20 protein-coding genes are annotated in these 21,402 nt (G+C 70.0%); 12 read left to right on the top strand and 8 right to left on the bottom strand.

All coding sequences use genetic code 11. The features are described from left to right. Positions 1-8 precede the first annotated feature (8 nt). Positions 9-581 (top strand): hypothetical protein, encoded by a 573-nt coding sequence (locus DAETH_RS08035; RefSeq protein WP_264774380.1) that lies wholly within the window; start codon positions 9-11, stop codon positions 579-581. Between the two features lie 76 nt (positions 582-657). On the opposite strand, the gene DAETH_RS08030 is transcribed toward DAETH_RS08035, so the two are convergent. Next, complete coding sequence (locus DAETH_RS08030; protein ID WP_264774379.1) at positions 658-1,635, bottom strand: IS4 family transposase; 978 nt, start codon at positions 1,633-1,635, stop codon at positions 658-660. A 235-nt stretch (positions 1,636-1,870) separates the two neighbouring features. On the opposite strand from DAETH_RS08030, the gene DAETH_RS24645 reads away from it, so the two are divergent. Next, a complete protein-coding gene (locus tag DAETH_RS24645) occupies positions 1,871-2,212 on the top strand; it encodes a DUF805 domain-containing protein (protein ID WP_406585078.1) in 342 nt (113 codons plus the stop codon). A 142-nt stretch (positions 2,213-2,354) separates the two neighbouring features. Here DAETH_RS24645 and DAETH_RS08025 read toward each other — a convergent pair whose 3' ends face one another. The 4 genes from DAETH_RS08025 to bshA form a co-directional block, all read right to left on the bottom strand. Next, on the bottom strand, positions 2,355-2,855 hold the full coding sequence (locus DAETH_RS08025) for a hypothetical protein (protein ID WP_264774378.1): 501 nt from the start codon (positions 2,853-2,855) through the stop codon (positions 2,355-2,357). Positions 2,856-3,077: 222 nt separating this feature from the next. Next, a complete protein-coding gene (locus DAETH_RS08020) occupies positions 3,078-3,455 on the bottom strand; it encodes a DUF2171 domain-containing protein (RefSeq protein ID WP_264774377.1) in 378 nt (125 codons plus the stop codon). A 74-nt stretch (positions 3,456-3,529) separates the two neighbouring features. Continuing rightward, positions 3,530-5,002, bottom strand: coding sequence for a glycoside hydrolase family 140 protein (locus DAETH_RS08015; protein WP_264774376.1), 1,473 nt, complete (start codon positions 5,000-5,002; stop codon positions 3,530-3,532). A gap of 279 nt (positions 5,003-5,281) precedes the next feature. Continuing rightward, entirely contained in the window at positions 5,282-6,427 is a 1,146-nt protein-coding gene (bshA, locus tag DAETH_RS08010) for an N-acetyl-alpha-D-glucosaminyl L-malate synthase BshA (protein WP_264774375.1), read from the bottom strand. An 83-nt stretch (positions 6,428-6,510) separates the two neighbouring features. Between bshA and DAETH_RS08005 the strand changes: the two genes are divergently transcribed. Continuing rightward, positions 6,511-7,356, top strand: a complete 846-nt coding sequence (locus DAETH_RS08005) for a DegV family protein (RefSeq protein ID WP_264774374.1) — start codon at positions 6,511-6,513, stop codon at positions 7,354-7,356. 46 nt (positions 7,357-7,402) lie between these two features. Here the strand turns inward: DAETH_RS08005 and DAETH_RS08000 are convergent, their stop codons facing one another. Further along, the gene (locus DAETH_RS08000) at positions 7,403-8,176 is read right to left on the bottom strand and encodes a methyltransferase domain-containing protein (RefSeq protein WP_264774373.1); all 774 of its coding nucleotides are present in this window, start codon (positions 8,174-8,176) and stop codon (positions 7,403-7,405) included. Between the two features lie 117 nt (positions 8,177-8,293). Further along, positions 8,294-11,575, bottom strand: coding sequence for an isoleucine--tRNA ligase (ileS, locus tag DAETH_RS07995; protein WP_264774372.1), 3,282 nt, complete (start codon positions 11,573-11,575; stop codon positions 8,294-8,296). Between the two features lie 512 nt (positions 11,576-12,087). On the opposite strand from ileS, the gene fsa reads away from it, so the two are divergent. The 8 genes from fsa to DAETH_RS07955 all read left to right on the top strand — a co-directional run bounded on the left by fsa (position 12,088) and on the right by DAETH_RS07955 (position 19,073). Beyond that, positions 12,088-12,819: a fructose-6-phosphate aldolase gene (fsa, locus tag DAETH_RS07990; RefSeq protein ID WP_264774371.1), complete on the top strand. Its 732-nt coding sequence runs from the start codon at positions 12,088-12,090 to the stop codon at positions 12,817-12,819. Positions 12,820-12,855: 36 nt separating this feature from the next. Next, the gene (gene rho / locus DAETH_RS07985; protein ID WP_406585077.1) at positions 12,856-14,136 is read left to right on the top strand and encodes a transcription termination factor Rho; all 1,281 of its coding nucleotides are present in this window, start codon (positions 12,856-12,858) and stop codon (positions 14,134-14,136) included. 133 nt (positions 14,137-14,269) lie between these two features. Continuing rightward, complete coding sequence (locus DAETH_RS07980) at positions 14,270-14,683, top strand: response regulator (protein WP_264774370.1); 414 nt, start codon at positions 14,270-14,272, stop codon at positions 14,681-14,683. A 66-nt stretch (positions 14,684-14,749) separates the two neighbouring features. Beyond that, complete coding sequence (gene pdxS, locus DAETH_RS07975) at positions 14,750-15,643, top strand: pyridoxal 5'-phosphate synthase lyase subunit PdxS (RefSeq protein WP_264774369.1); 894 nt, start codon at positions 14,750-14,752, stop codon at positions 15,641-15,643. Positions 15,644-15,697: 54 nt separating this feature from the next. Continuing rightward, a complete protein-coding gene (pdxT, locus tag DAETH_RS07970; RefSeq protein WP_264774368.1) occupies positions 15,698-16,297 on the top strand; it encodes a pyridoxal 5'-phosphate synthase glutaminase subunit PdxT in 600 nt (199 codons plus the stop codon). 15 nt (positions 16,298-16,312) lie between these two features. Beyond that, on the top strand, positions 16,313-17,086 hold the full coding sequence (locus tag DAETH_RS07965; RefSeq protein WP_264774367.1) for an alpha/beta fold hydrolase: 774 nt from the start codon (positions 16,313-16,315) through the stop codon (positions 17,084-17,086). After that, entirely contained in the window at positions 17,083-17,829 is a 747-nt protein-coding gene (locus DAETH_RS07960) for an alpha/beta fold hydrolase (protein WP_264774366.1), read from the top strand. Before DAETH_RS07965 ends, DAETH_RS07960 begins: the two co-directional genes overlap by 4 nt. Before the next feature lie 95 nt (positions 17,830-17,924). Further along, a complete protein-coding gene (locus DAETH_RS07955; RefSeq protein ID WP_264774365.1) occupies positions 17,925-19,073 on the top strand; it encodes an aminotransferase class V-fold PLP-dependent enzyme in 1,149 nt (382 codons plus the stop codon). Positions 19,074-19,136: 63 nt separating this feature from the next. Here DAETH_RS07955 and DAETH_RS07950 read toward each other — a convergent pair whose 3' ends face one another. Next, positions 19,137-19,841, bottom strand: coding sequence for a metallophosphoesterase family protein (locus DAETH_RS07950; protein ID WP_264774364.1), 705 nt, complete (start codon positions 19,839-19,841; stop codon positions 19,137-19,139). A gap of 76 nt (positions 19,842-19,917) precedes the next feature. On the opposite strand from DAETH_RS07950, the gene lnt reads away from it, so the two are divergent. Beyond that, positions 19,918-21,354: an apolipoprotein N-acyltransferase gene (lnt, locus tag DAETH_RS07945; RefSeq protein ID WP_264774363.1), complete on the top strand. Its 1,437-nt coding sequence runs from the start codon at positions 19,918-19,920 to the stop codon at positions 21,352-21,354. Positions 21,355-21,402: the final 48 nt, after the last annotated feature.

Here is a 21,402-nt window from a genome sequence, read left to right as displayed (position 1 = left end):
CTGGGGGCATGAACACACGCCTTCTCCCCCTCGCCACGGCCCTCCTCGCCTCGGCGGCGGGTGCCCTCACGGTGACGGGGAGCGTGGCGGGCAACGTCTCGCCCGAGACCCGCGTGAGCGTGTGGGCCGTCAGCGCCTCCGGCCAGCCCGTGCAGGAGATCGCCAGCGTGCCCGTGACCTTGGGAGGACGCTTCCGCCTCGACCTGCCCACGACCGCCCCCACCCCGCGCGCCCAGACCCCCCTCAGCGCCCAGAACGTCGCGTGGCCCGGCGTCCTCGACCCGGTCACGGTGAGCGCCCCCGCCCAGGCCGCCGAGCTGAAGTTCTTCACCTACCGCGACGTGAACCGGAACGGCACCCGCGACGAGGGCGAGGGGCTGAACGAGGCGACGGCCAACGTGGGGCGCGGCACCCTCTTCGTCGTCTGGGTGGGCAATGACGTGACGGTGAAGGCGAATAGAGGTTATGAGGCAGCCCTCAAGCGCGGCTGGAATGCCCTGGTGGTCGAAGTCGCCCGTACGGTGAAGGTTTCCCCTTACCCGGACGGGGCGGCGGAAGTGACGTTGCAGGCGGGGCGGTGAGGGGAGACGGGCTTGGGGGGTGACCCGGGCCCCTCTCACTTAAGGCCGGTTATGGAACCCGGGGATGTGTTCCCCCTCAGTACCCGACACTTTCTGATTTTACGGTGTGGAGGGAAGCAAACGCCTGAGTGATCAGGGCGAGAAGCGTCTCGGGCAGGCCCGAAGCAGCCCGGGTGAAGGCCTGAACTAGACGACGGAGTCCCAGGGTGAAGGCACTCCAAGCGGCCCGGCCGTGCCCCTTGATGCGGGCGGGCTCCTCCAAGCCGATCACCACGCTCCATACAAAGGCCAGGGTCAGCAGGCACAGCAGCCGTTCCAAATGGTCGTGCAGGGCCATGTGGGTGTTTTCCAACCTAAATCCTTTAGATTTCAGGTGCCGGAACAGACACTCGATCTTCCACCGCTTGCGGTAGAGCGCCAGCAGCCTCGCTGCTGGCACGTTCCCCGCCACGATCACCCGCTCACCGTCCTGCCCGATAGTCGCGGCGACCTGAAGCGGCAGGCCATGAACCTCAACGTCATGGGTGATCAGGCCCCGTTCTCCGACGCCCAAGTTCGGCCACCACTGCGAGGCGGGCAGGTCGTCCAGCAGAGTGTTATTTCGTAAGCGGATACAGCAGTGAACTCCACGGGTGAGTAGGTCATCCAGCCAGTCGTGGCCGATGAACTCCCGGTCGGCGATCAGCACCTCCACCTGTTGGGCCGTCAACAGCGTGAGGGCATCGTCGAGCAGGGTCTGGCGGGTGAGCTGATCACTGCTGCCCCCGTGGGGCAGCAGCTCAAAGAGCAGGGGCACAGCTACGCCTCGCCACACCACGGCCAAGACCAGCACATTGACGTGCTGGTTGCCCAGTTGCCAGTTCGTCCGATCCAGCAGGAACGTGCGTGGCCCCGTATCTGGCAGCAACCGCAGCACCAGACGAGCTGTGTCCTGCTGGTCCAGCGGGTGGCGGTCAAAGAAGCGTTCCACCCGCCTCACCGCCGATTCGATCTTGGCCCCGCCGGGGAGGCGCTGGGCAAGTTCGGCATGCCGGACATCCTTGGCTTGCAACACGGCACACAGCAGCAATAGCAGCAGGTCGAGCTGGTTCTTGCGGTATTCGGGGAAAGCGTGAATCAGATGGAGACGCAGCGCGTCCAGAGCGGCGGGAGACGCGCTCTGTCCTACCAGAAATCAGGGCCGGAACTCCCGCCCTGGAAAGTGTCGGGTACTGGGGTGTTCCCCACACGTGCAGCTCCCGCCTACATTTGAGGTTCACTGAGGTTCCATCCTGCGGTAATCTATCCACGTGCTGAGCTTTTTGAACCCTAGTGGACGGACAACACGCAAAGGATTCTGGCTATTTGTACTCGTCTTCTTTCTCGGGACCCTTGTAATCGGAGTAGTCCAAGGAATAACCAACTCACACGATTACAAAGGTGATAGCGATATTTTGGACATCTACTTTATAATATTATTCATCCCTCTATTATTCACATTTATACGCCGAATTCATGACACAGGGCGAGATACTAAATGGGTCTTACTTCTGTTTGTGCCAGTCGTCGGCACCTTAGCAGCCATTGTGTTTGGGGTCTTGCCCGGACAGGTAGGGCTGAACAAGTGGGGACCTGATCCAAGAGGGGCGTAAAGAGGGTCAGGCGACTCTCCTGGTAAGGCCAATTCCTAGAACAGGTGGACCAGTGGAGGCCCGTCCTCGCCGAAAGGGGTCAGCTTGGGACAGCACCAGGCCGACCCCTTTCGGCTGCGGTGGGTAAAGGAGGGCTGAGTTGCTACTGGGAAGATTCCAAACTCACGGTACAGGTTCCATCGGCTGTCACACGGTCCCAGGAGAGAGCGAGCATAAATTGTCCAATCGTCTGCTGGGAGGCTGCGTACTTCCCCTCAAAAGTTGGCTTGGAGCCTGAGAATCCAGGGTTTTCGACAAAACAAGCTTTGTTCTCCACGGCGGCGCCCGGCTGGGCGACAAGATCGAGGGTTAAAGTTTTGATCTTGGCTTCGGCCTCATAGGACAGTCGGCCCGTTCTTTGCCCAGGGTTGATTTCCACCACCTGAAAGACGTGTCTCCCTGTCACTGTGCTCGCCAACTCCGTCTGTTCCTGGAGGACTCGGGCACTCGCCCGCTCGGTTTCACCTCCAGGCAACTGGGCTTGCATGGTCCACACCTGCCCGGGCTTGATCAACGTCCCAGCCGTGAGGCCACCGTCGCTCTGCGTTGGAGCGCAGGAAGAAAACAGGAGTGTTGGAAAGCAGAGGAGAGCGATGCTTCTCACAGAGCTGAGGATACCGAGCGGGTGTTCAAACATTTCTGACAGAACCTTGAAAGGCTTCAGCCCACGCGGGAGTCGTTTCCCCGACTTGCCCTAAACCTGCTGAAGTGCTCCGGAAACCGCCCCACCGTCAGAGCCGTGGAAAGTAAGCAAAGTAAGCCTCGGCCTGCGCCGGAATAAGTACCAACTAAGCACAGACATTGAGGTCCAATTTGTTGGATGCGCCTACTGCCGTTCGTTCCGCTTCTCGTGCGTCAGGTGCCGCTGCTCGCCCTTCGCGCCTTGCTCGTGTTGCTCGTGCAGGTCGTTCGGCTCCCCGGCGTTGGGGTCCTCATCCACCCACACGCCCGCGACCTCGTCCGCGCCGACTTCCAAGTGGACGTACTGGTCCACACGCATGATCTGGCCTTCGGGAATCCAGTGGGTGCCGCCGCCCGCCTGCACCCTGATGTAGGCGCCCTCGACCCGCTCTACCGTTCCCACGTCGGCGCCGTCCGAGCCGCGAATGCCCATGCCGTGCTGGATCGAGCGGCGCAGGTGCGGCTCCATGCGGCGGGCGAGGGCTCGGCGGTCGTCCTGCGGGTTGTCGCGGTTCTGGTTCATGGGGTGCCTCCACCCCGGTTGTACCCGCTCGCAGGGGCGAAGGCGGCAAAGGGCAACGAAGGCTCAAGGCCGGGTCAGGGAGTCGCCTCCAGCAGCAGCACCCAGTCGTTGCCGCGCCCCGCCGAGGACGCGGTGAAGGTGCGCTCGCCCGCATTGGCGAAGGTGCCGATCTCGGCCCGCGTTCCGGTTCGGGGGTCGAACCACGAGGCCCGCACCCGCGCGCCGCCCGTGCGCCCCAGCCTGACCGTCACCGGGCCGCCGTCTGGCAGGTACAACCAGGCGTAGTCGGGGCCGCGCATCGCCACGACGGGGCGGTCGCCGACGAAGCTACCCGCCACGAGCGTGTCGTCGGGCCCCCGGTCCTTCATGGGGCGCGACTCCAGCAGCGTCCTGAAGTACCCGAGCTGCCGCACCGCCGCCGTGTCCAGCGCCTTCTGCCACGCCTTGTCGCCGTCGTACACGTCGAAGCCGTAGACCTTTCGGTGCCCGTAGGCGTGCCCAGCCGCCCCTGCGAAGACGCTCCAGTACGCGATGTTGCGCACGTCCACCTCGTCGCCGTAGCCGTTCGGGACGTGGTGGCACACCGGGTGCCCCTCGTACATGGGCTCGGCGTTGATCACCGGCTTGGCAGGGGTGCGCTTGTAGTCCGCCAGCAGCTTGGTGGCCTCCTGCTCGCCCCGGCAGTGCCCGGTATGCCACATGTTGAAGTCCAGCCACGGCTCGTCGTGGAAATACTGCGACGAACTTTTGGCCCCGCGCGTGTGGTAGGTGATCAGGGCCCGGTCGCCCCCGCCCACCCCCTGCTCGATGCCCTGGGCCATCGCCCGCCAGATGGCCCGCACCTCCTCCGTGTTGGGATAGCGGTCGCCGCCCAGCACCCAGAGGATCGGCTTGTCCCGGTACCGCTCGCCCAGGAAGCGCCCGTAGCTGCGCGCCGAGTCGGGGGTGAAGATGGGCTCGTCGCCTAGCCTGGGCTCGTTGTTCACCCAGATGCCCCAGCTCGGGAGCAGGGCGACCGTCAGCCCGAGCGAGGCCGCCTGATCCACGATGTAGTCCACGTGGTCCCAGTAGTCGTACTGTTCAGGGTCACCCGGATCGTTCCCCGGGGTGACGGCGGGGCGGGTGGGGTCCTTGCCGACCAGGGGAAGGTCCCCTTGCGCGTTCGGGACGGTGAGGCCGCTCTCCTCGGCGAGCGCGGCCGCCTGGACGACGGTGAAGCCCTGCCGGGCCCGGGTCTGGAGGTACGTGCGGGCGTCCTCGCGGTTCGGGCGGTGGAACAGCTCCCAGGCGGTATCGCCCCAGTACAGGAAGGGCCGCCCGTCCGTGTACTCCAGCCGGTGCCCGTCGGCCGAGACGGTCAGGCGGGCAGGCCCGGGAGCGGGGGTCGGTGGGGTTATGGCAGGCGGCGCCGGGGGAGTCTCGGCCACCGGCGCCGGGGAGGCCTCCGTCACGGGCGCGGCGGGCGTCCCCCCCGAGCAGGCAGACAGCACCAGACTCATGGTGAGCAGGGCGGGGGCGAGGGACAATGCGCGCGGGAAGTGGGGCATGAGGGTCTCCTGCAAAACGGGAGGGGCACGTCGCTGAGGACGCGCCCCGGGCGTGATGGTGGGGCCCCCCGGCCCGCCGTCCCGGTCTCCGGGAGACCAGAACGGTGAGGGCGGACGGCGCGGTCCCGGCTGAATTCGAGCTTCACCCTAAGGGCAGCTCATGAGGGGTTTGTCACATTTTGGCGATCTGCTCTCATAAAGCTTCGACGTGAAGTGATCACAGCCGGGCGGGCACAGCGGGACACTCCACGTCCAGGAGGCCCGGCGGCTCGCCGCGTCTCAGCCCGGCACACCGGTCACCGTGCGCGCGTAGGCGTCGAGGTAAAGCGGCACGATCCGCCCCGGGTGAAAGCGGGTGAGGGCCGCGTGACGCCCCGCCGCGCCCATCGCCCGGGAGAGGTCCTGGTCCCGCAGGATGCGCAGCGCGGCGTCCGCCATCGCGTCCACGTCGCCCAGCGCGGCGAGAAAGCCCGTCACCCCGTCCTCCACGACCTCGGGAACGCCCCCCGCCCGCGCGGCGACGACCGGGACCTCGCAGCTCATCGCCTCCAGGGCGGCGAGGCCGAAGCTCTCGTTGCTGCTCGGCAGCAGAAAGAGGTCGCTGATCCCCAGGACCGACTGCACGTCGGGGAAGGAGCCCAGGAAGTGCGTGCGCGAGGTCACCCCGAGCTGCCCCGCCAGCTCGAAGGCGCGGGGCCGCTCGGGGCCGTCGCCGATCATCAGCAGCCGGGCCGGGACCTCGCTCGCCACCCGCGCAAAGACCTGCACCACGTCCTCCACCCGCTTGACCGGGCGGAAGTTGCTAACGTGGACGATCAGCGCCTCCTCCGGGTGCGCGAAGCGGGCGCGCACCCCGGGGTCCTCGACCCGCACGAACCGCTCCGCGTCCACGAAGTTGTGAATCACCTCGATCTCGCGGTCCACGCCGAACACCTCGCGCGTCTGCCCCGCCAGGAAGTGCGACACCGCCGTCACGTGGTCGCTGCGCTCGATGGCGTGGCGGGTCGTGTGCCGGAAGGCGGGCTCGGCCCCCACCAGGGTCACGTCGGTGCCGTGCAGGGTGGTCACCACCCGGCTTCGGCGGGTGATCGCCTGCGCGTGCAGGGCGGCGGTCGCGTGCGGGATCGCGTAGTGCGCGTGGGTCAGCTCCACCCCGTGCTCCAGGATGATCTCGGTCAGCGTGTTCGCCGCCGCCAGCTCCGGGAAGGGCTGGTCGAACAGCGCGTACGCGAAGGCGCTGACCTGATGATAGAAGGGTCTATTCGCCCCGCGCTGCCCTGCCAGCCGGAAGGGCACGGCGGTCCCCACGAAGTGGACCTCGTGCCCCGCCTGCGCCACGAGCAGCCCCAGCTCGGTCGCCACCACCCCCGAGCCCCCGGCCCCCGCGTGACACAGCACGGCAATCTTTTCCGGCGTCCGCCCCATGCCCGGGGAGTATAGTCCTCGCCGCCACCACGCCAAGAATTGTACGGACGCTCGCAATCCTGACCACTACCCTGTCCGGCGACATGCTTGCCGTCGTGACCGATTCCACCTGCGACCTTCCCCCCGAGACGGCCCGGAGCCTGGGCCTGCGTGTCGTGCCCCTGCACGTCCTGATCGGGGAACGCTCCTTCCTCGACTGGCAGGACATCGACCCCGACGCCGTGTACGACCACCAGCGCCGGGGCGGGGCCGTGACGACCGCGCCCGCCGGGCAGGAGGCCTTTGGGGCCCTGTACCGCGAACTGCTCGCCACCCACGACGGGGTGGTCAGCATCCACCTCAGCGGCGAACTCTCGGGCACCGTGCGCCACGCGCGGGCTGCCGCCGACGCCCTGAATGCCGGGGAGCGCGTGCGGGTGATCGACAGCGGTCTCGCCTCGCTGCCCCTCGCGGAGGCCGTCATCGCCGCCCGCGACGCGGTGTGGAAGGGGGGCGACGTGGAGGCCGCCCACGCCGCCGTGCGCCGGGTGGGGGAAGAGGCGCTGGCCGAATTCACCGTCCCCACCCTCGAATACCTGCGGCGGGGAGGCCGCCTCTCGCGGGCCCAGGAACTCGTGGGCAACATGCTCGGCCTGCGCCCCATCCTGCGCTTCGACGGCGGAAGGCTGCGCCCGGTGCGCCGCGTGAAGGCCGAGGCGGCCCTGCGCGACATCCTCGCGGGGATGGAGGAGCGGTTCGGCCGCGAGCCCGTCGCCGTCACCGTCGGGCACGCGGGCCGCGACCCCATCCGCCTCGCCGAACTCAAGGCCGCCCTCGGCGCGAGCGGCCTCAACGTCACCCGGGGCCGCGTGCAACTCCTCGGCCCGGCTATCGGCGCGCACGTCGGCCCGGGAACCTGCGCGCTGATGGCCCGGCCCCACGAGGGGTGAGGGGAGAGGGTCGCCAGGCGCCAGCCTCCAGCCGCCAGGAGCAGAGTTACCCGGGTTTGCGCGCCGTGAACAGCACCCTGGTAAAGGCGTAGTACACCCGCTCCCCCGGCCAGCGTGAGCGCAACCGTTCCAGGTACGCCGCCACGAACCGCTCCCCGTCCTCCGCTCCCAGCCGCGAGAGGTAGGGCACGAGCGCCGTGCCGCGCGTCCAGTCGAGCAGGCCCCCGGCGCCGGGCAGCACCACCGGGTAGACCTTGCTGAGCGCCGTGACCTCCCCGGCCCCCAGCCCGTCCAGCACCTCCGCATACCGGGCCGGGGTCAGGACCGGCGAGGCCCCGTGCGCCGTCCCGAAGCGGGTGAAGCCCCCGAGTTCCGCCGCGAACTCGTTCGCCGTCTCGGTGAGCAGGCGGTGGCTGACGTGGTCGTGGTTGGCGGGCACCTGGACGGCGAGAACCCCGCCGGGCCGCAGATGATCCCACAGCCGCGCGAGGAGCGCCGGGTGATCCGGCAGCCACTGGAGCGCCGCGTTCGAGAACATCAGGTCGTACTCGCCCGCCAGGTCGAGAATGTCCCCCCGCTCGAAGCGCAGGTTCGGAAGGCCCAAAGCGTCCGCCTTCGCCAGCATCTGCGCGCTGCTGTCGAGCCCCAGGACCCGGGCGTCAGGAAACCGTTCCGCCAGCGTCCGCGTGTGCTCCCCCGTCCCGCAGCCCAGGTCCACCACGTCGCGGCAGGGAAGAGCCGGGATCATCGCCATCAGGTCACGGGCAGGGGCGTTCCGGGCCTCCCGGTGACGGTGGTACTGGTCGGGATTCCAGGTCATGGGTTCACCTTAGCCAGCCACCCGGGCCCTGTGTGCGTACTGTGGTGGTGACAGGTGGAATCCGGTCCAAAGGAGAAGGGCGGAGACCCGCCAGCCTCCGCCCCCTCGCCGTTCCGCTCAAACTTTCGTCAGGTACGCCGTGCCCCCCTCGACCTCCGCCGAGTGACCCTCGCCGGGCCCGAAGGTCAGTTCGGGGGCGAGCACCTCCCCCGCGATGAAGTCGCGCCAGTCTGAAGCGGCCTCGCGGGCGTCCCCCGTCAGGTCGAGGGCGAGGCGGATGCGGTCTTGCACCTCGAAGCCCGCCGCCTTGCGTGCCTCCTGGACACCGCGCACGAGGTCGCGGGCCACCCCCTCCAGCACGAGGTCGCGGGTCAGGTGAGTGTCGAAGGCGACCAGGAACCCGGCGTCCTCGGCGGCGGCCACGCCCTCGGGCGCCTTCGCGTCCACGAGGACCTGTTCCCCGGTCAGCTCGAAGGTCTGCCCGTTCGCCTCCACCGTGAAGGGCTGCCCCGCCTGCACCGCCCGGGCGACGGCGGCGGCATCGGCGTTCGCCAGCGCTGCCCGCACCGCCGGAAGCGCCTTGCCGTACACCTTGCCGATCACCGGGAGGTTCGGGCGCAGGCTGTAATGCACGAGGTCGGTGTCGCCCTCCAGGAAGGTCACGTCCTTGACGTTCAGCTCCTCCAGCAGTTGATCCCGGAATCTTTGCAGCGCCCCCGTCCCCTCCGGCGTACTCGCCCGCACGCTGACGGACGCCAGCGGCTGCCGCGTCTTGAGGTTGTGTGCCCCCCGCACCGCCCGCCCGAGTTCGACCACCTTGATGACGGCGGCCATTTCAAAGGTGAGCCGTTCGTCCAGCCGCTCCGGGCGGACTTCCGGCCAGCGGGTCAGGTGCACGCTCTCCACCCCTGCGCCCCGCGTCAGGTTGCGGTACATCGCCTCCGCCAGGAAGGGGGTGAAGGGCGCGGTGAGCTGCGAGACGGTGAGCAGCGCCTCGTGCAGCGTCGCGTAGGCGGCTTCGTCCACCTCCCCGCCCTCGCCCCAGAATCGACTGCGGTTGCGCCGCACGTACCAGTTGCTCAGGTCGTCCACGAAGCGTTCGAGCACCCGCCCGCCGCCCCGCGCGTCGTAGGCGTCGAGATTCGCGGTCACGTCCCGCACCGTCTCCTCCAGCCGCGCGAGCAGCCAGCGGTCGATCTCGGGGCGCGCACCAAAGGCGGGGGCGTGGGCCAGGTCGGGGCGGTCGAGGTTCGCGTACAGGACGAAGAAGGAGTACACGTTCCACAGCGTGTTCACGTACCCGCGCTGCGCCTCGGCCACCAGCCGCTCGGAAAAGCGCTTCTGGTCCCCCGGGTCCGACGCCATGAACATGTACCAGCGCACCGAGTCCGCGCCGTACCGGTCGAAGAGGGGCAGGGGCTCCACCACGTTCCCCTTGCTCTTGCTCATCTTCGCGCCCTTCTCGTCCACGATGTGCCCCAGGCAGATCACGTTGCGGTAGGCGGGCTGTCCGTAGAGCATCGTCGAGATGGCGTGCAGCGAGTAGAACCACCCGCGCGTCTGATCGATGGCCTCACAGATGAAGTCGGCCGGGTAGTGCCGCTCGAACTGCGCCATGTTCGCCCCGGTGCCGGGCAGGGGATATTCGCCCGTCTCGTCCGTCAGCAGGTGCCACTGCGCGTACGGCATCGAGCCCGAGTCGAACCACACGTCGAGGACTTCCGGGACGCGGCGGTACTCCTTGCCCTCCAGCGTGAAGGCGATGTCGTCGATGTACGGCCGGTGCAGGTCGAGGTCGGAGAGGTCGCGCCCGACGAGTTCTGACAGCTCGGCCACACTGCCCACCACGCGCAGGTCACCGTCCTCGCTCAGCCAGAAGGGGAGAGGTGTGCCCCAGTACCGCTCGCGGGAGATGGCCCAGTCCACGTTCCCTTCCAGCCAGTTGCCGAAGCGGCCGTTCTTGATGTTCGCCGGAACCCAGTTGATCTTCTGGTTCTCCTCCTGCATCCGCTCGGAGACGCTGTTCGTGCGGATGTACCACCCCTTCTTGGCGAAGTAGAGGATGGGGTCGCCCGTCCGGTCGTGGAAGGGGTAGCGGTGCCGGAGCGTTCCCGCCCAGAACATCCGCCCGCGAGATTTGAGGTCGGCAATCAGCCCCTTGTCCGCGTCCTTGAAGAACTTGCCGCGCTCCCCCGTCACCCGCAGGAGGCCGTGGTCGTCCACCCCAAACATCAGCGGCACCCCGTACTTGCGGGCGAGTTCTAGGTCCTCCGCCCCGTACGCCGGGGCCTCGTGCGCCACCCCCGAGCCGTCCGCCGCCGACACGAAGTCCGCCAGCGTGACGAAGTGCATCACCGGGCGCCCGTCCGCGTTCCGCTCGTGCAGTTCCCCCAGCACGCCGAGTTCCACCGCCACCTCGGGGAAGGGCGGCTCGTACTCCGCCCCCTCCAGGTCGCGGCCCGGGAAGGTCGCCAGCACCTCCAGCGGCGGCTGGTCCTTGTGCAGCCCGCTCAGGCGCTCCACCGCGTCCTGCGCGACGATGACCGTTCCCGCCGGGCTCCTCGCCGCCACGTACGTCAGGTCCGCGTTCACCGCCGCCAGCGTGTTGCTCGGCAACGTCCAGGGGGTCGTGGTCCACACCACGAGGGCGAGCCCCTGGCGGTCCTCCCCGCCCAACGCGCTCAGCGCCGCGTGCGCCCGTTCCGGCAGCGTGTCCCAGACCAAGGGGAAACGCACGTACACGCTGGGGTCGTCCACCTCACGGTACGAATCGACCTCACCGAGTTCGGCCCGCGAGAGGGTGGTCGAGATGCGCGGCGAGAGGGGCACCACCTTGTAGTCCTGCTCCACGAGCCCCTTCGCGTGCAGCCGCTTCAACAGGTTCCACACGCTCTCCACATAGGAGTTCTGGTAGGTGATGTAGGGGTCCCGCAGGTCCACCCAGTACCCCAGCCGCTCGGTGAAGGTGTTCCACTCCTGGATCGTCTCCCACACCGAGGTCCGGCACAGGCGGTTGAATTCCTCCAGCTCCTCCCGCGTGGCCCCGTGGTTGCGGCCGAGCAGCCCGAGCCGCTTTTCCACGCTGATCTCGACCGGCAGGCCGTGCGTATCCCAGCCCCCCTTGCGGGTGACGTGGTAGCCCCGCATGACCTTGTAGCGGGGAAAGAGGTCCTTGAACGACCGCGCCAGGACGTGGTGCAGCGCCGGGCGCCCGTTCGCGGTGGGCGGCCCCTCGTAGAAGACGTACTCAGGCTGGTCCGGTCGGCGCTCCTGGGTGCGCTCGAAGACGCGTTCCCGCTGCCAGAAGTCGAGCACGCCCCGCTCCAGCTCGGCAAAACGTGGCTGGGAGTTCACGGGTTCGAAGGGCGGAGCGGTGGGTTTGGATTCGGTCGTCGTCATGGTCTCTCCTCGAACAACAACAAAGCCCAGGCGGCGCGTCCCGGCTTCGTTGCCGTGCTGGGACGCGCTGCCTGCGCGTGGTACCACCCAACTTCACCCCCGCGTGAGGCGGGAGCCTCTGGAATCGGCCCTCTGTCGGGGGGCGTCCGGACGGGTCTAGTCGGTGACCAGGGGGCCACCTTTCTTCCGTCGGCGCGGGAGGTGATCTTCGGCGGGGGGCCGCGCCGCCCGGCTCGCACCGTCCCGGACTCGCTCCTGGCCGCCGACCCCGCGTACTCGTCTCACGGTCGCCTCAAGTGTCCCCCGCCTCGCGGGGTTCCGCCTATGGTAGGCGCCGGGCACGGGCGGGGTCAATCCGTCATGGGTCCTATTTCGGGCTGCCTGGATCTGCGATCCTGCAAAACTTCCGGGAAGGGTCAAGGCCCCGTTGACCGCCTTGACATGGCGTCCCATAGATTCGGCGCCTACCATAACCCCGCAGGCCCATAGAATAGACGAAAGGGGGCAGGATCATGGAATTTTTTATCGACACGGCGATCATCGACGAGGTGCGCGAGATCAACGCCTGGGGCGTCCTCTCGGGCGTGACCACCAACCCCAGCCTCGTCGCCTCGTCGGGGCGCGACTTCAAGGAAGTCATCCAGGAGATCGCCGGGCTGGTCGGCGGCGCGATCAGCGCGGAGGTCACCTCCCTCGACTCCGAGGGCATGATCAAAGAGGGCCGCGAGGTCGCCCAGTGGAGCGAGCACGTCGTCGTCAAGCTGCCGCTCACCCCCGCCGGGCTCCAGGCCTGCAAGACCCTCACCTCCGAGGGCATCAAGACCAACGTGACCCTGTGCTTCAGCGTGCCGCAGGCGCTGCTGGCCGCCCGCGCCGGGGCCACCTACATCTCGCCCTTCGCGGGCCGGGTGGACGACATCGGCTGGGACGGCGTCGAGCTGATCCGTCAGATCAAGGAGGCGTATGTCCTGGGCAACATCGGGACCAGGGTGCTCGCCGCCTCGATCCGCCACCCCACCCACGTCGTGCAGGCCGCGCTCGCGGGTGCCGACGTGGCGACCATCCCCTACAAGGTCTTCACCCAGATGGTCAAGCACCCGCTGACGAGCGCCGGCCTCGACGCCTTCCTCAAGGACTGGGCCGAACGTGCCGGGGCGAGCCCGGAAACGCCCTCCAGCGAGGCCGGGACGAACCCGCAGCCCGCGCCCGGAGCCCAGGCGCCCGAGCCCATGCCCGCCAAGTAGTCCACAGGAGAGTAATCCACAGGAGGACCCCCCCCAGTGACCGATTCCGTCACCCAAGGGCCGCTGCCCTTTCACGAACTCCAGCAGAAGATCCTGCCCGAACTCCACCTGATCGCCGCCAGCCACGGCATCGAGAACTACCGCAAGCTCAAAAAGGACTCGCTCGCCCTCGCCATCATGGAGCGGCAGGCGGGCGCCGAGGGCCAGATCCTCGCCCGGGGCTTCCTCGACATCAGCCCCGACGGCTACGGCTTCCTGCAGTCGAACCTCCTCGACCCCACGTCGCGCTCCACCCTCGTCACGGCGGGCGTGATCAAGGGGTTTCACCTGCGCACCGGCGACGAGGTCATCGGCCGCGCCCGCCGCCCGCGCGAGAACGAACGCTACGGCACCCTCGTGCAGGTCGAGGCGGTCAACGGCCTCGACCCCGAGGCGGCTAGAAACCGGCCGCGCTTCGACGACCTCACCCCCACCTTCCCCGACGCCCAGCTCGTGCTGGAAGATCCCGGCATGGACGACGGCCTCTCCCTGCGGGTGGTGGACCTCCTCGTGCCCATCGGGCGGGGGCAGCGCGCCCTGATCGTCGCGCCCCCCAAGGCGGGCAAGACGACGCTGCTCAAGAAGATCGCCAACTCCATCGTCAAGAACTACCCCGACGTGACGGTGATGGTCCTGCTGGTGGACGAGCGCCCCGAGGAGGTCACCGACTTCCGCGAGAGCGTGCAGGGGGCGCAGGTCATCGCCTCCACCTTCGACGAGCCCCCGCAGCACCACGTCCGGGTCGCCGAGTTCGTCCACGAGCGGGCCCGGCGCATCGTCGAGGACGGCGGGCACGTCGTCATCCTGCTCGACTCGATCACCCGCCTCGCCCGCGCGAACAACCTCGTCACCCCACCCACCGGGCGCACCTTATCGGGCGGCCTGGATTCGAACGCGCTGCACTGGCCCAAGAGATTCCTCGGCGCGGCGCGCAACATCCGGGACGGCGGCAGTCTCACCATCCTGGCGACCGCCCTGGTGGAGACGGGCTCGCGGATGGACGACGTGATCTTCGAGGAGTTCAAGGGCACCGGCAACGCCGAACTCGTGCTCAGCCGACGCCTGGAGGAACGCCGCATCTTCCCCGCGCTCGACATCCTCAAGTCGGGCACCCGCCGGGAGGAACTGCTGCTCCAGCCGGAAGTTCTCAAGAAGATGTGGCTGCTGCGCAAGGTGATCTCCGATATGGACCCCGCCGACGCGATGGAGATGCTGCTGACCCGCATGGGCAAGACCCGCAACAACGTCGAGTTCCTGCAATCCCTCGCGGGGGGCTGAGGGCCCCGCCCCCGCTCCTCCCGCGCCCCGCAGGCACCCCGGCGGCCCGCCCGGGGTGCCTCGTCCCCGGAGGCCCGGTGCCCGATTCGCTCCCTCACCCTCCTCCCCCCGAAGCCGCCCCGGAGCGTCGCCCGTGAGGAACCCGCCCCCGGGGGCAGGGGAGGCCCCGCCCGGGCTGCGCCTCCTCGTGGTGGACGACGAGCAGCAGATCCTGGAACTCCTGGGCCTCACCCTCGGCCTGCACGGCTTTGAGGTCGAGACCGCCCGCAGCGGCCCCGACGCCCTGAGGGCCGCCCGCGCGGAGCCGTTCGACGTGATCGTCATGGACGTCCTGATGACCCCCTGGGACGGCTTCGAGACCGTGCGGCGGTTGCACGCCGCCCTCGGCCGCCGCCTGCCCCCCGTGGTGTTCCTCTCCGGCCTCGACCGTTCGGAGCGCGTGCCCGAACTCGGCCCTGACCTCGTCGCCGCCTACCTCGTCAAGCCCTTTCGGCCCTCCCAGCTCGTCGAGAGCATCCGCCAGGTCGCCGCCCGCGCCTCCGGCTGATCTGACCCCGGACTCTCCCCCGAACTGGCCCTCCTCATGGGGCCAGTTTCCCGTCATACTCGCCCCATGACCCTTTCTCCCGAGACCGGAACGCCCGCGATCAAGCGGGGCTTCGCCGAGATGTTCAAGGGCGGCGTGATCATGGACGTGGTGACTGCCGACCAGGCCAGGATCGCGGAAGGAGCCGGGGCGACCGCCGTGATGGCCCTGGAGCGCGTGCCCGCCGACATCCGCCGTGACGGCGGGGTGGCCCGCATGAGCGACCCGGGGATGATCCGCGAGATCATCGCCGCCGTGTCGATCCCCGTGATGGCGAAGGTGCGCATCGGCCACCTCGTCGAGGCCCAGATCCTCCAGGCGGTCGGGGTGGACTTCATCGACGAGTCGGAGGTCCTGACCCCGGCGGACGATCAGTTCCACATCGACAAGACGCGCTTCACCGTCCCCTTCGTCTGCGGGGCGCGGAATCTCGGCGAGGCCCTGCGCCGCGTCGGCGAGGGCGCCAGCATGATCCGCACCAAGGGTGAGGCGGGCACCGGCAACATCGTCGAGGCCGTTCGCCACGCCAGAACGGTCCTCGGCGAGATTCGCGCCCTCCAGGCCCGCCCGGTCGAGGAACTCATGACCGCCGCCCGCGACCTCGGCGCCCCCTACGACCTCGTGCGGGAAGTGCATGAGCACGGCACGCTCCCCGTGGTCAACTTCGCGGCCGGCGGCGTCGCCACCCCCGCCGACGCCGCCCTGATGATGGCCCTGGGCCTCGACGGCGTCTTCGTCGGCAGCGGCATCTTCAAGAGCGACCAGCCCGAGCGCCGCGCCTGCGCCATCGTCCAGGCCGTCACCCACTTCCAGAACCCCGACCTCCTCGCCGGGCTCAGCGAGAACCTCGGCGCCCCCATGACCGGCATCAACATCGACGCCCTCCTCCCCGGGGAACGCCTCGCGGGTCGCGGCTGGTAGGCGACTAAAATTAATACAAGTAAAGGTCTGCTCACCCCCACCGGGGCCTCCCCCATGTCCCCCCACCTCGGCGTCCTCGCCCTCCAGGGTGCCTTCCGCGAACACCGCCTGCGGCTGGAGATCCTCGGCGCCCGCGTCCGCGAGGTCCGCCTGCCCGCCGACCTCGAAGGCCTCCAGGGCCTGGTGTTGCCCGGCGGGGAGAGCACCACCATCGCGGGGCTGATGACGGCGGCGGGGCTGTGGGACCCCATTCGCGCCTTCCACGCGGCGGGCGGCGCCCTGTGGGGAAGTTGCGCGGGGCTGATCCTGCTCGCGCGGGAGGTGGAGGGCGCCCCGCCCCAGTTCGGACGGCAGGACCGCCTGGCGCTCCTCGACGCCACCGCCCGCCGCAACGCCTTCGGGCGGCAGGCGGACTCCTTCCGGGTGCCGCTCCAGATTCGCGGCCTGGACGCTCCTTTCCCGGCCGTTTTCATCCGCGCGCCCGTGATCGAGCGCCCCGGGCCCAGCGTGGAGGTGCTCGCCGAGTACGGGGGCCGGGCCGTCCTGGTGCGCCAGGGCCGCCTGCTCGCCTGCGCCTTCCACCCGGAACTCACGGCCGACGCCCGGCTGCACGAGCTGTTCCTGCGGCTGGTGGCCGCCCCCGTCCCCACCTGAGCCCGGCCCCGCGCTATGCTCGGGCGCGTGCGAGCGCAGGAATACCGGGCCGGGAGCGCCCGCCTCTCCTATCACGTGAGCGGCGAGGGCGACCCCATCGTCCTCGTCCACGGCCTGAGCGGTTCGGGAAGGTGGTGGCGGCGCAACGTCCCGGCGCTGGCCGCCCGACACCGGGTCTACGTGATCGACCTCGTCGGCTACGGCCGGGCCTACCGCCAGCGCGCCCTGGGGGTGCGGGACGCCGCCGCACTCATCGCCGCCCTGATCGACGACCTCGGGCTGGAGCGGGTCACCCTGGTCGGCCACTCGATGGGCGGCCACATCTGCACCCACGTCGCCGCCCTGCGCCCGGGGCGGGTCCGCAACCTCGTCCTCGCCTGCGCGAGCGGCCTGCTCACCGGCAACATCTACCGCGTGGCCCTCAAGCTCCCCAGGGCCGCCATCACAGGCCGCCTCACCTTCGTGCCGCGCGTCCTCGCCGACGCCGCCCGGGCCGGGCCGGTCAACATGTGGCGTTCGACCACCGACCTCCTCGGGGACAACGTCAGCGAACTCCTGCCCCGGATCACCGCCCGCACCCTGGTGATCTGGGGAGGCCGCGACGCCCTGGTGCCCCCCCGCACCGGCCGGGCGCTCGCCGCCGCCATCCCCGGCGCCCGCTACGAGGAGATTCCCCGCGCCGGGCACGTCGTCATGGTGGACGCCCCGGCGCGGTTCAACGCCCTCGTCCTCGACTTCCTCGCCGGGGCGGAAGAGGCGGAGCCGGTGGGCAGGGCAGGGGAGGCTTGAGGGCCCGGGCTCAATACACCCGCGTCCTCGGCCTGCGGATCCACGCCCGGGTGCGCGGCGACGGCCCCCCCCTGGTGATCGTCCCCGGTCTGGGCTGCGCCTCGTGGATGTACGCCCGCGCCTCGCGCGAACTCGCCCGCGAGCGCACCGTCTACGCCTACGACCCGCCGGGGCACGGCTTCAGCCAGGGGCGCCCGGGTTTTCCCGCCCACATCGAGGACCTCACCGACCATCTCGCCGCCTGGCTGGAGGAGAGCGGCCTGCAAGGGGTCCCCCTGCTGGGCCACTCGCTGGGGGCCGAGGTGATCTTCGACCTCGCCGCCCGGCACCCCGGGGCCGCCCGCGCCCTGATCGCCTGCGCCCCCACCGGCATCCCCGAGAACCCCAGCGTTCGCCTCCAACTCCTGCGCCTCGCCCGCGACCTGCCCCGCGAGCGGCCCGGGCTGCTGCTCCCCGGCCTCGCCGCCTACGCTCGCAGCGGACCCGCCCTGATGCTGCGCCTCGCCCGCGACCAGAGCGAGCACGAGACCGGCCCCCTGCTCCCCCGCGTTCGGGTTCCCACCCTGCTCCTCGACGGCACCGCCGATCCCGTCATCCGCTCCTGGACCGTCCGCGCCATCCGGGCAGCCATCCCCCACGCCCGCGTCGCCCGGATTCCCGGCGGAACGCACGCCCTCACCGACGCCTCCCCCCGCGCCGTTGCCCGCCTCACCCTCGACTTCCTCGGAGAGGTCGATGCCTGATTCCTGGCGCAATTTCGTTGCGTCCTTACCTCCTGTCCAGGACACCTGAGCAACCCCGTTGCCGCCCCGCCCCGGCAGGCGCTACACTCGCCCCCATGTTCGAGGACACCCACGACGGGCACATCCTGCTGACGCCCGGCCCCACACCGATCCACCCCCGGGCGCAGCGGGCCCTGATGCGCCCCATGCTCGGGCATATGGACCCCGAGGTGTTCGCCCTGAACGGGGAGATCCAGCAGGGGTTGCGGATGATGTACGGCACCGAGCCGGAGGCCTTTACCGCCCTGCTCGCGGGCACCGGCAGCCTGGGCATGGAGGCGGGGTTCGCCAACCTCGTCGAGGCCGGGGACGAGGTGCTGGTGTGCGCGAACGGCTCCTTCGGGCGGCGGATGGCGGAGATGGCCGCCCGCTACGGGGCCCGGGTGCGGCTCGTCACCGCGCCCCTGGGCGAGGCCATCGACCCCGCCGACGTTGCCGCGCACCTCGGCGGGGTGGGGATGGTCGCGGTCGTGCACGGCGAGACGAGCACGGGGGTGCTCAACCCGGTCCCCGAGATCGCCCGCCTGGTGCGCCGCAGCGGGGCACTCCTGACGGTCGACGCCGTCACGACCGCCGGGATGGAGCCCTTCCACATGGCGGAGTGGGGGGTGGACTACGCCTACACCGGCGCCCAGAAGTGCCTCTCGGCCCCCCCCGGCCTGGCCCCCGTCGCCATCGGCGAGCGCGCCTTCGCCCGGTATCAAGCCCGCCGCACCCCCACCCCGCTGTGGTACTGCGACTTCGGGGGCCTGCGCGACTACTGGGTGGAACACACCTACCACCACACCGTCCCCGTCAACCTCCACTTCGCCCTCCACGCCGCCCTCCAGGCCGCCCTGGAGGAGGGCCTGGAGGCGAGGCAGGCCCGCGTCCGCCTCCTCGGCCACGCGGTCGTCACGGCCCTCACGCCCCTGGGCTTCACCCACTACGTCAAGGACCCCGCCGCCCGGCTCCCCACCGTCCTCGCCCTGCGCCTGCCGCCCGGTTTTGATGACGCGGCCGTGCGCGCGGCCCTGAGGGCGCGCGAGATCAGTGTCACCGGCGGCCTGGGCCCCACGGCGGGCCTGATCTGGCGACTCGGCCTGATGGGCGAGGCCGCCCGCCCCGCCCCCTACCGCGCCCTGATGCTCGCCCTGGAAGACCTCCTCGGCGAGCGCGGAGTGGTCGACCGCTTCGAGGAGGCGCTGGGGGCGGTGCCGGTCTGAAGGGTTGAGCGATGAGGGATGAGGAGCCTTGGTTCGGTCCTTCCTCATCCCTCATCCCTTCCCCTACCCCATCCTCCCCGTCCGGATCACGTCCGCGATCACCGGGGGCAGATTCCAGGCCATGATGTCGAAGGCGGACGAGGCGAAGTCGTAGGGAACCTTGTGCAGGGTGACGGTGGGCCTGCGGCCCGAGGCGTCCAGCAGGGCCACGTCGGCGCCGGGCTCGTGGTTGAGGCTCAGGCCCACGCTGCCAGGGTCCACGAACGTCGTCTCGCCCACCACCCGCACGAAGGGCACGTGCGAGCCGCCCACCACCAGCACCCGCGCCCGCAGGGAGTCGGCCAGGGCCTCCAGCTCCCGCTCGGGGGCCATCAGGTCGATCCGCTCGGCCGGGTCGTGCGGCCCGCCGTGGAAAAAGCGCACCCGCCCCGCCGGGGTGGTGAGGCGGCCCCCCGGCGGCAGGCGGCGCAGGAATTCGAGCTGCTCGGGCGAGAGCACCCGCCGCGTCCACGACAGCACCTGCTCGGCCACCCCGCCGCGCGCCGACCGCTCGCCGAGTTCGAGCGCCACCCGCATGTCGCTGCTCCCCATCCCGGTCTGCCAGCCCTCGCGCCGCACGAGGTCGATCACCGGCCCCGGGCTCGCCCCGTACCCCACCAGATCGCCCACCACGACGACCGCGTGGACGGGGTTGTCGGCCAGAAAACGTTTCACGGCCGTCAGCGCGTGGATGTTGCCGTGCAGGTCGCTCAGGAAAGCCAGTCGCAAAGTCCCCCCATCCTAGGGCAAAGGTGGGGCGGCGTGCGCGAACTTTTCCGCGCGCGGGGGCCCCTATCATGGCCCGGTGCCGCCCCTGCCCGCCCCCCTCCTCGGCCTCCTCGTGGGCGCCCTCCTCGCCGCCTGCGGGTTGCCGCTGCCGTGGAGCTTCCTGAGCTACCTCCCCCTCGCCCTGCTCCTCGTCTTCGTCACGGGTGAACAAAGCCCCCGCCGCCTCTCGATGAGGATGTGGTGGGCGGGCACGGCCTACAGCGCCGTCCACCTGTGGTGGCTCACCGCCTTCCTCGCCAAACTCTTCGGCACGCCGGTCCTCGGAAGCCTCGCCCTGCTGCTCTTCGCGCTGGAGGGGGCCTTCCTCGCCCTGATGGCGTACCTCGCCGCTCGCCTCTTCGCCTCGCGGGAGGCGCGGGTCTGGGCCCTCGCGGGGGGCTGGGTCCTCCTCGAATGGCTGCGCTTCCTGGGGCCGCTCGCCTTTCCCTGGCCGACCCTGGGGTACACCCTGCTCCCCACCCCCGCCGTCCAGATCGCCGACCTGGGGGGGGTGCTCCTCGGCAGCGTCCTGATCAGCGCCACCGCCGCCGCCCTCGTCTCCTTCTGGTGGGGGAGACGGCCCCCCCTCGTCCTGATGTCGGCCCTGTGGGTGGCGGCGCTGGCGTACGGGGTGACGCGGGTGCCGGGCGCGGGGCCCATTCAGTCCACGCTGCTGCTGCGCACCGAGTTCGACTCCTTCGGGCGGGCCACCCGGCAGCTCAGCCCCGCCGAGCAGTTCGAGGTCCAGCGCCGCCTGAGCGCCCAGCGGCGACCCGGGGAACTCGTGGTCTGGAGCGAGACGGCCGTCACGGCGGAAAACGGGCGCACCCGGCTGCCCGAGTTCCCCGCCCCCGGCATCACCGGCGTCGGCACCCCCGCCTTCGACCAGCCCCGGCGCAACTCGGTCGTGAGCGTCGCGGAAGGCGGCCAGATCACCGCCCGCAGCGAGAAGGCCCGACTGGTCCCCTTCGGCGAGTACTTCCCGCTGTACGGCTCCCTGCGCCCCGTCTACCGCGTCATCGAGCGCACCCTCGGCTTCGACCTCGGGGGCTTCACCCCCGCCCGCACCCTCACCCCGCTCCGACTGGGGGGCGTCTCCTTCGGCGCCTACGTCTGTTACGACAGCGTCTTCCCCTGGGTCGCCCGGGGGCTCACGTCCAAAGGCGCGCAGCTTCTCGTCAACCCCAGCAATGACGGCTGGTACGACGGCTGGGGGGTCGAGCAGCACTTCCAGATGGGCCGCGTCCGCGCCATCGAGACCCGCCGCTGGCTCGTCCGCAGCGTGAACGAGGGCGTCGCCGCCAGCGTGAACGACCTCGGGCAGCCCGTCCAGATCCTCGACCGGGGGGAGGGCATCCTTCACGCCCGCCCCCGGGTGCTGACGGGGGAGACTCCCTACGTCCAGTACGGTGACCTGCCCGCCCTGCTCCTCGCCGCCCTGATGCTGCTCTACGCCCGGCGGCTGGACCGCTGAATCCCAAGGCTGGATCCCAAGAAAGAGGGCGCGGACTGTCCGCGCCCT

Origin of the sequence: Deinococcus aetherius (genome assembly GCF_025997855.1) — a bacterium.
Taxonomy (GTDB): Bacteria; Deinococcota; Deinococci; order Deinococcales; family Deinococcaceae; genus Deinococcus; species Deinococcus aetherius.
Note: the sequence above shows the minus strand (reverse complement) of the source record. Positions and strands in the feature narration are given on the sequence as shown.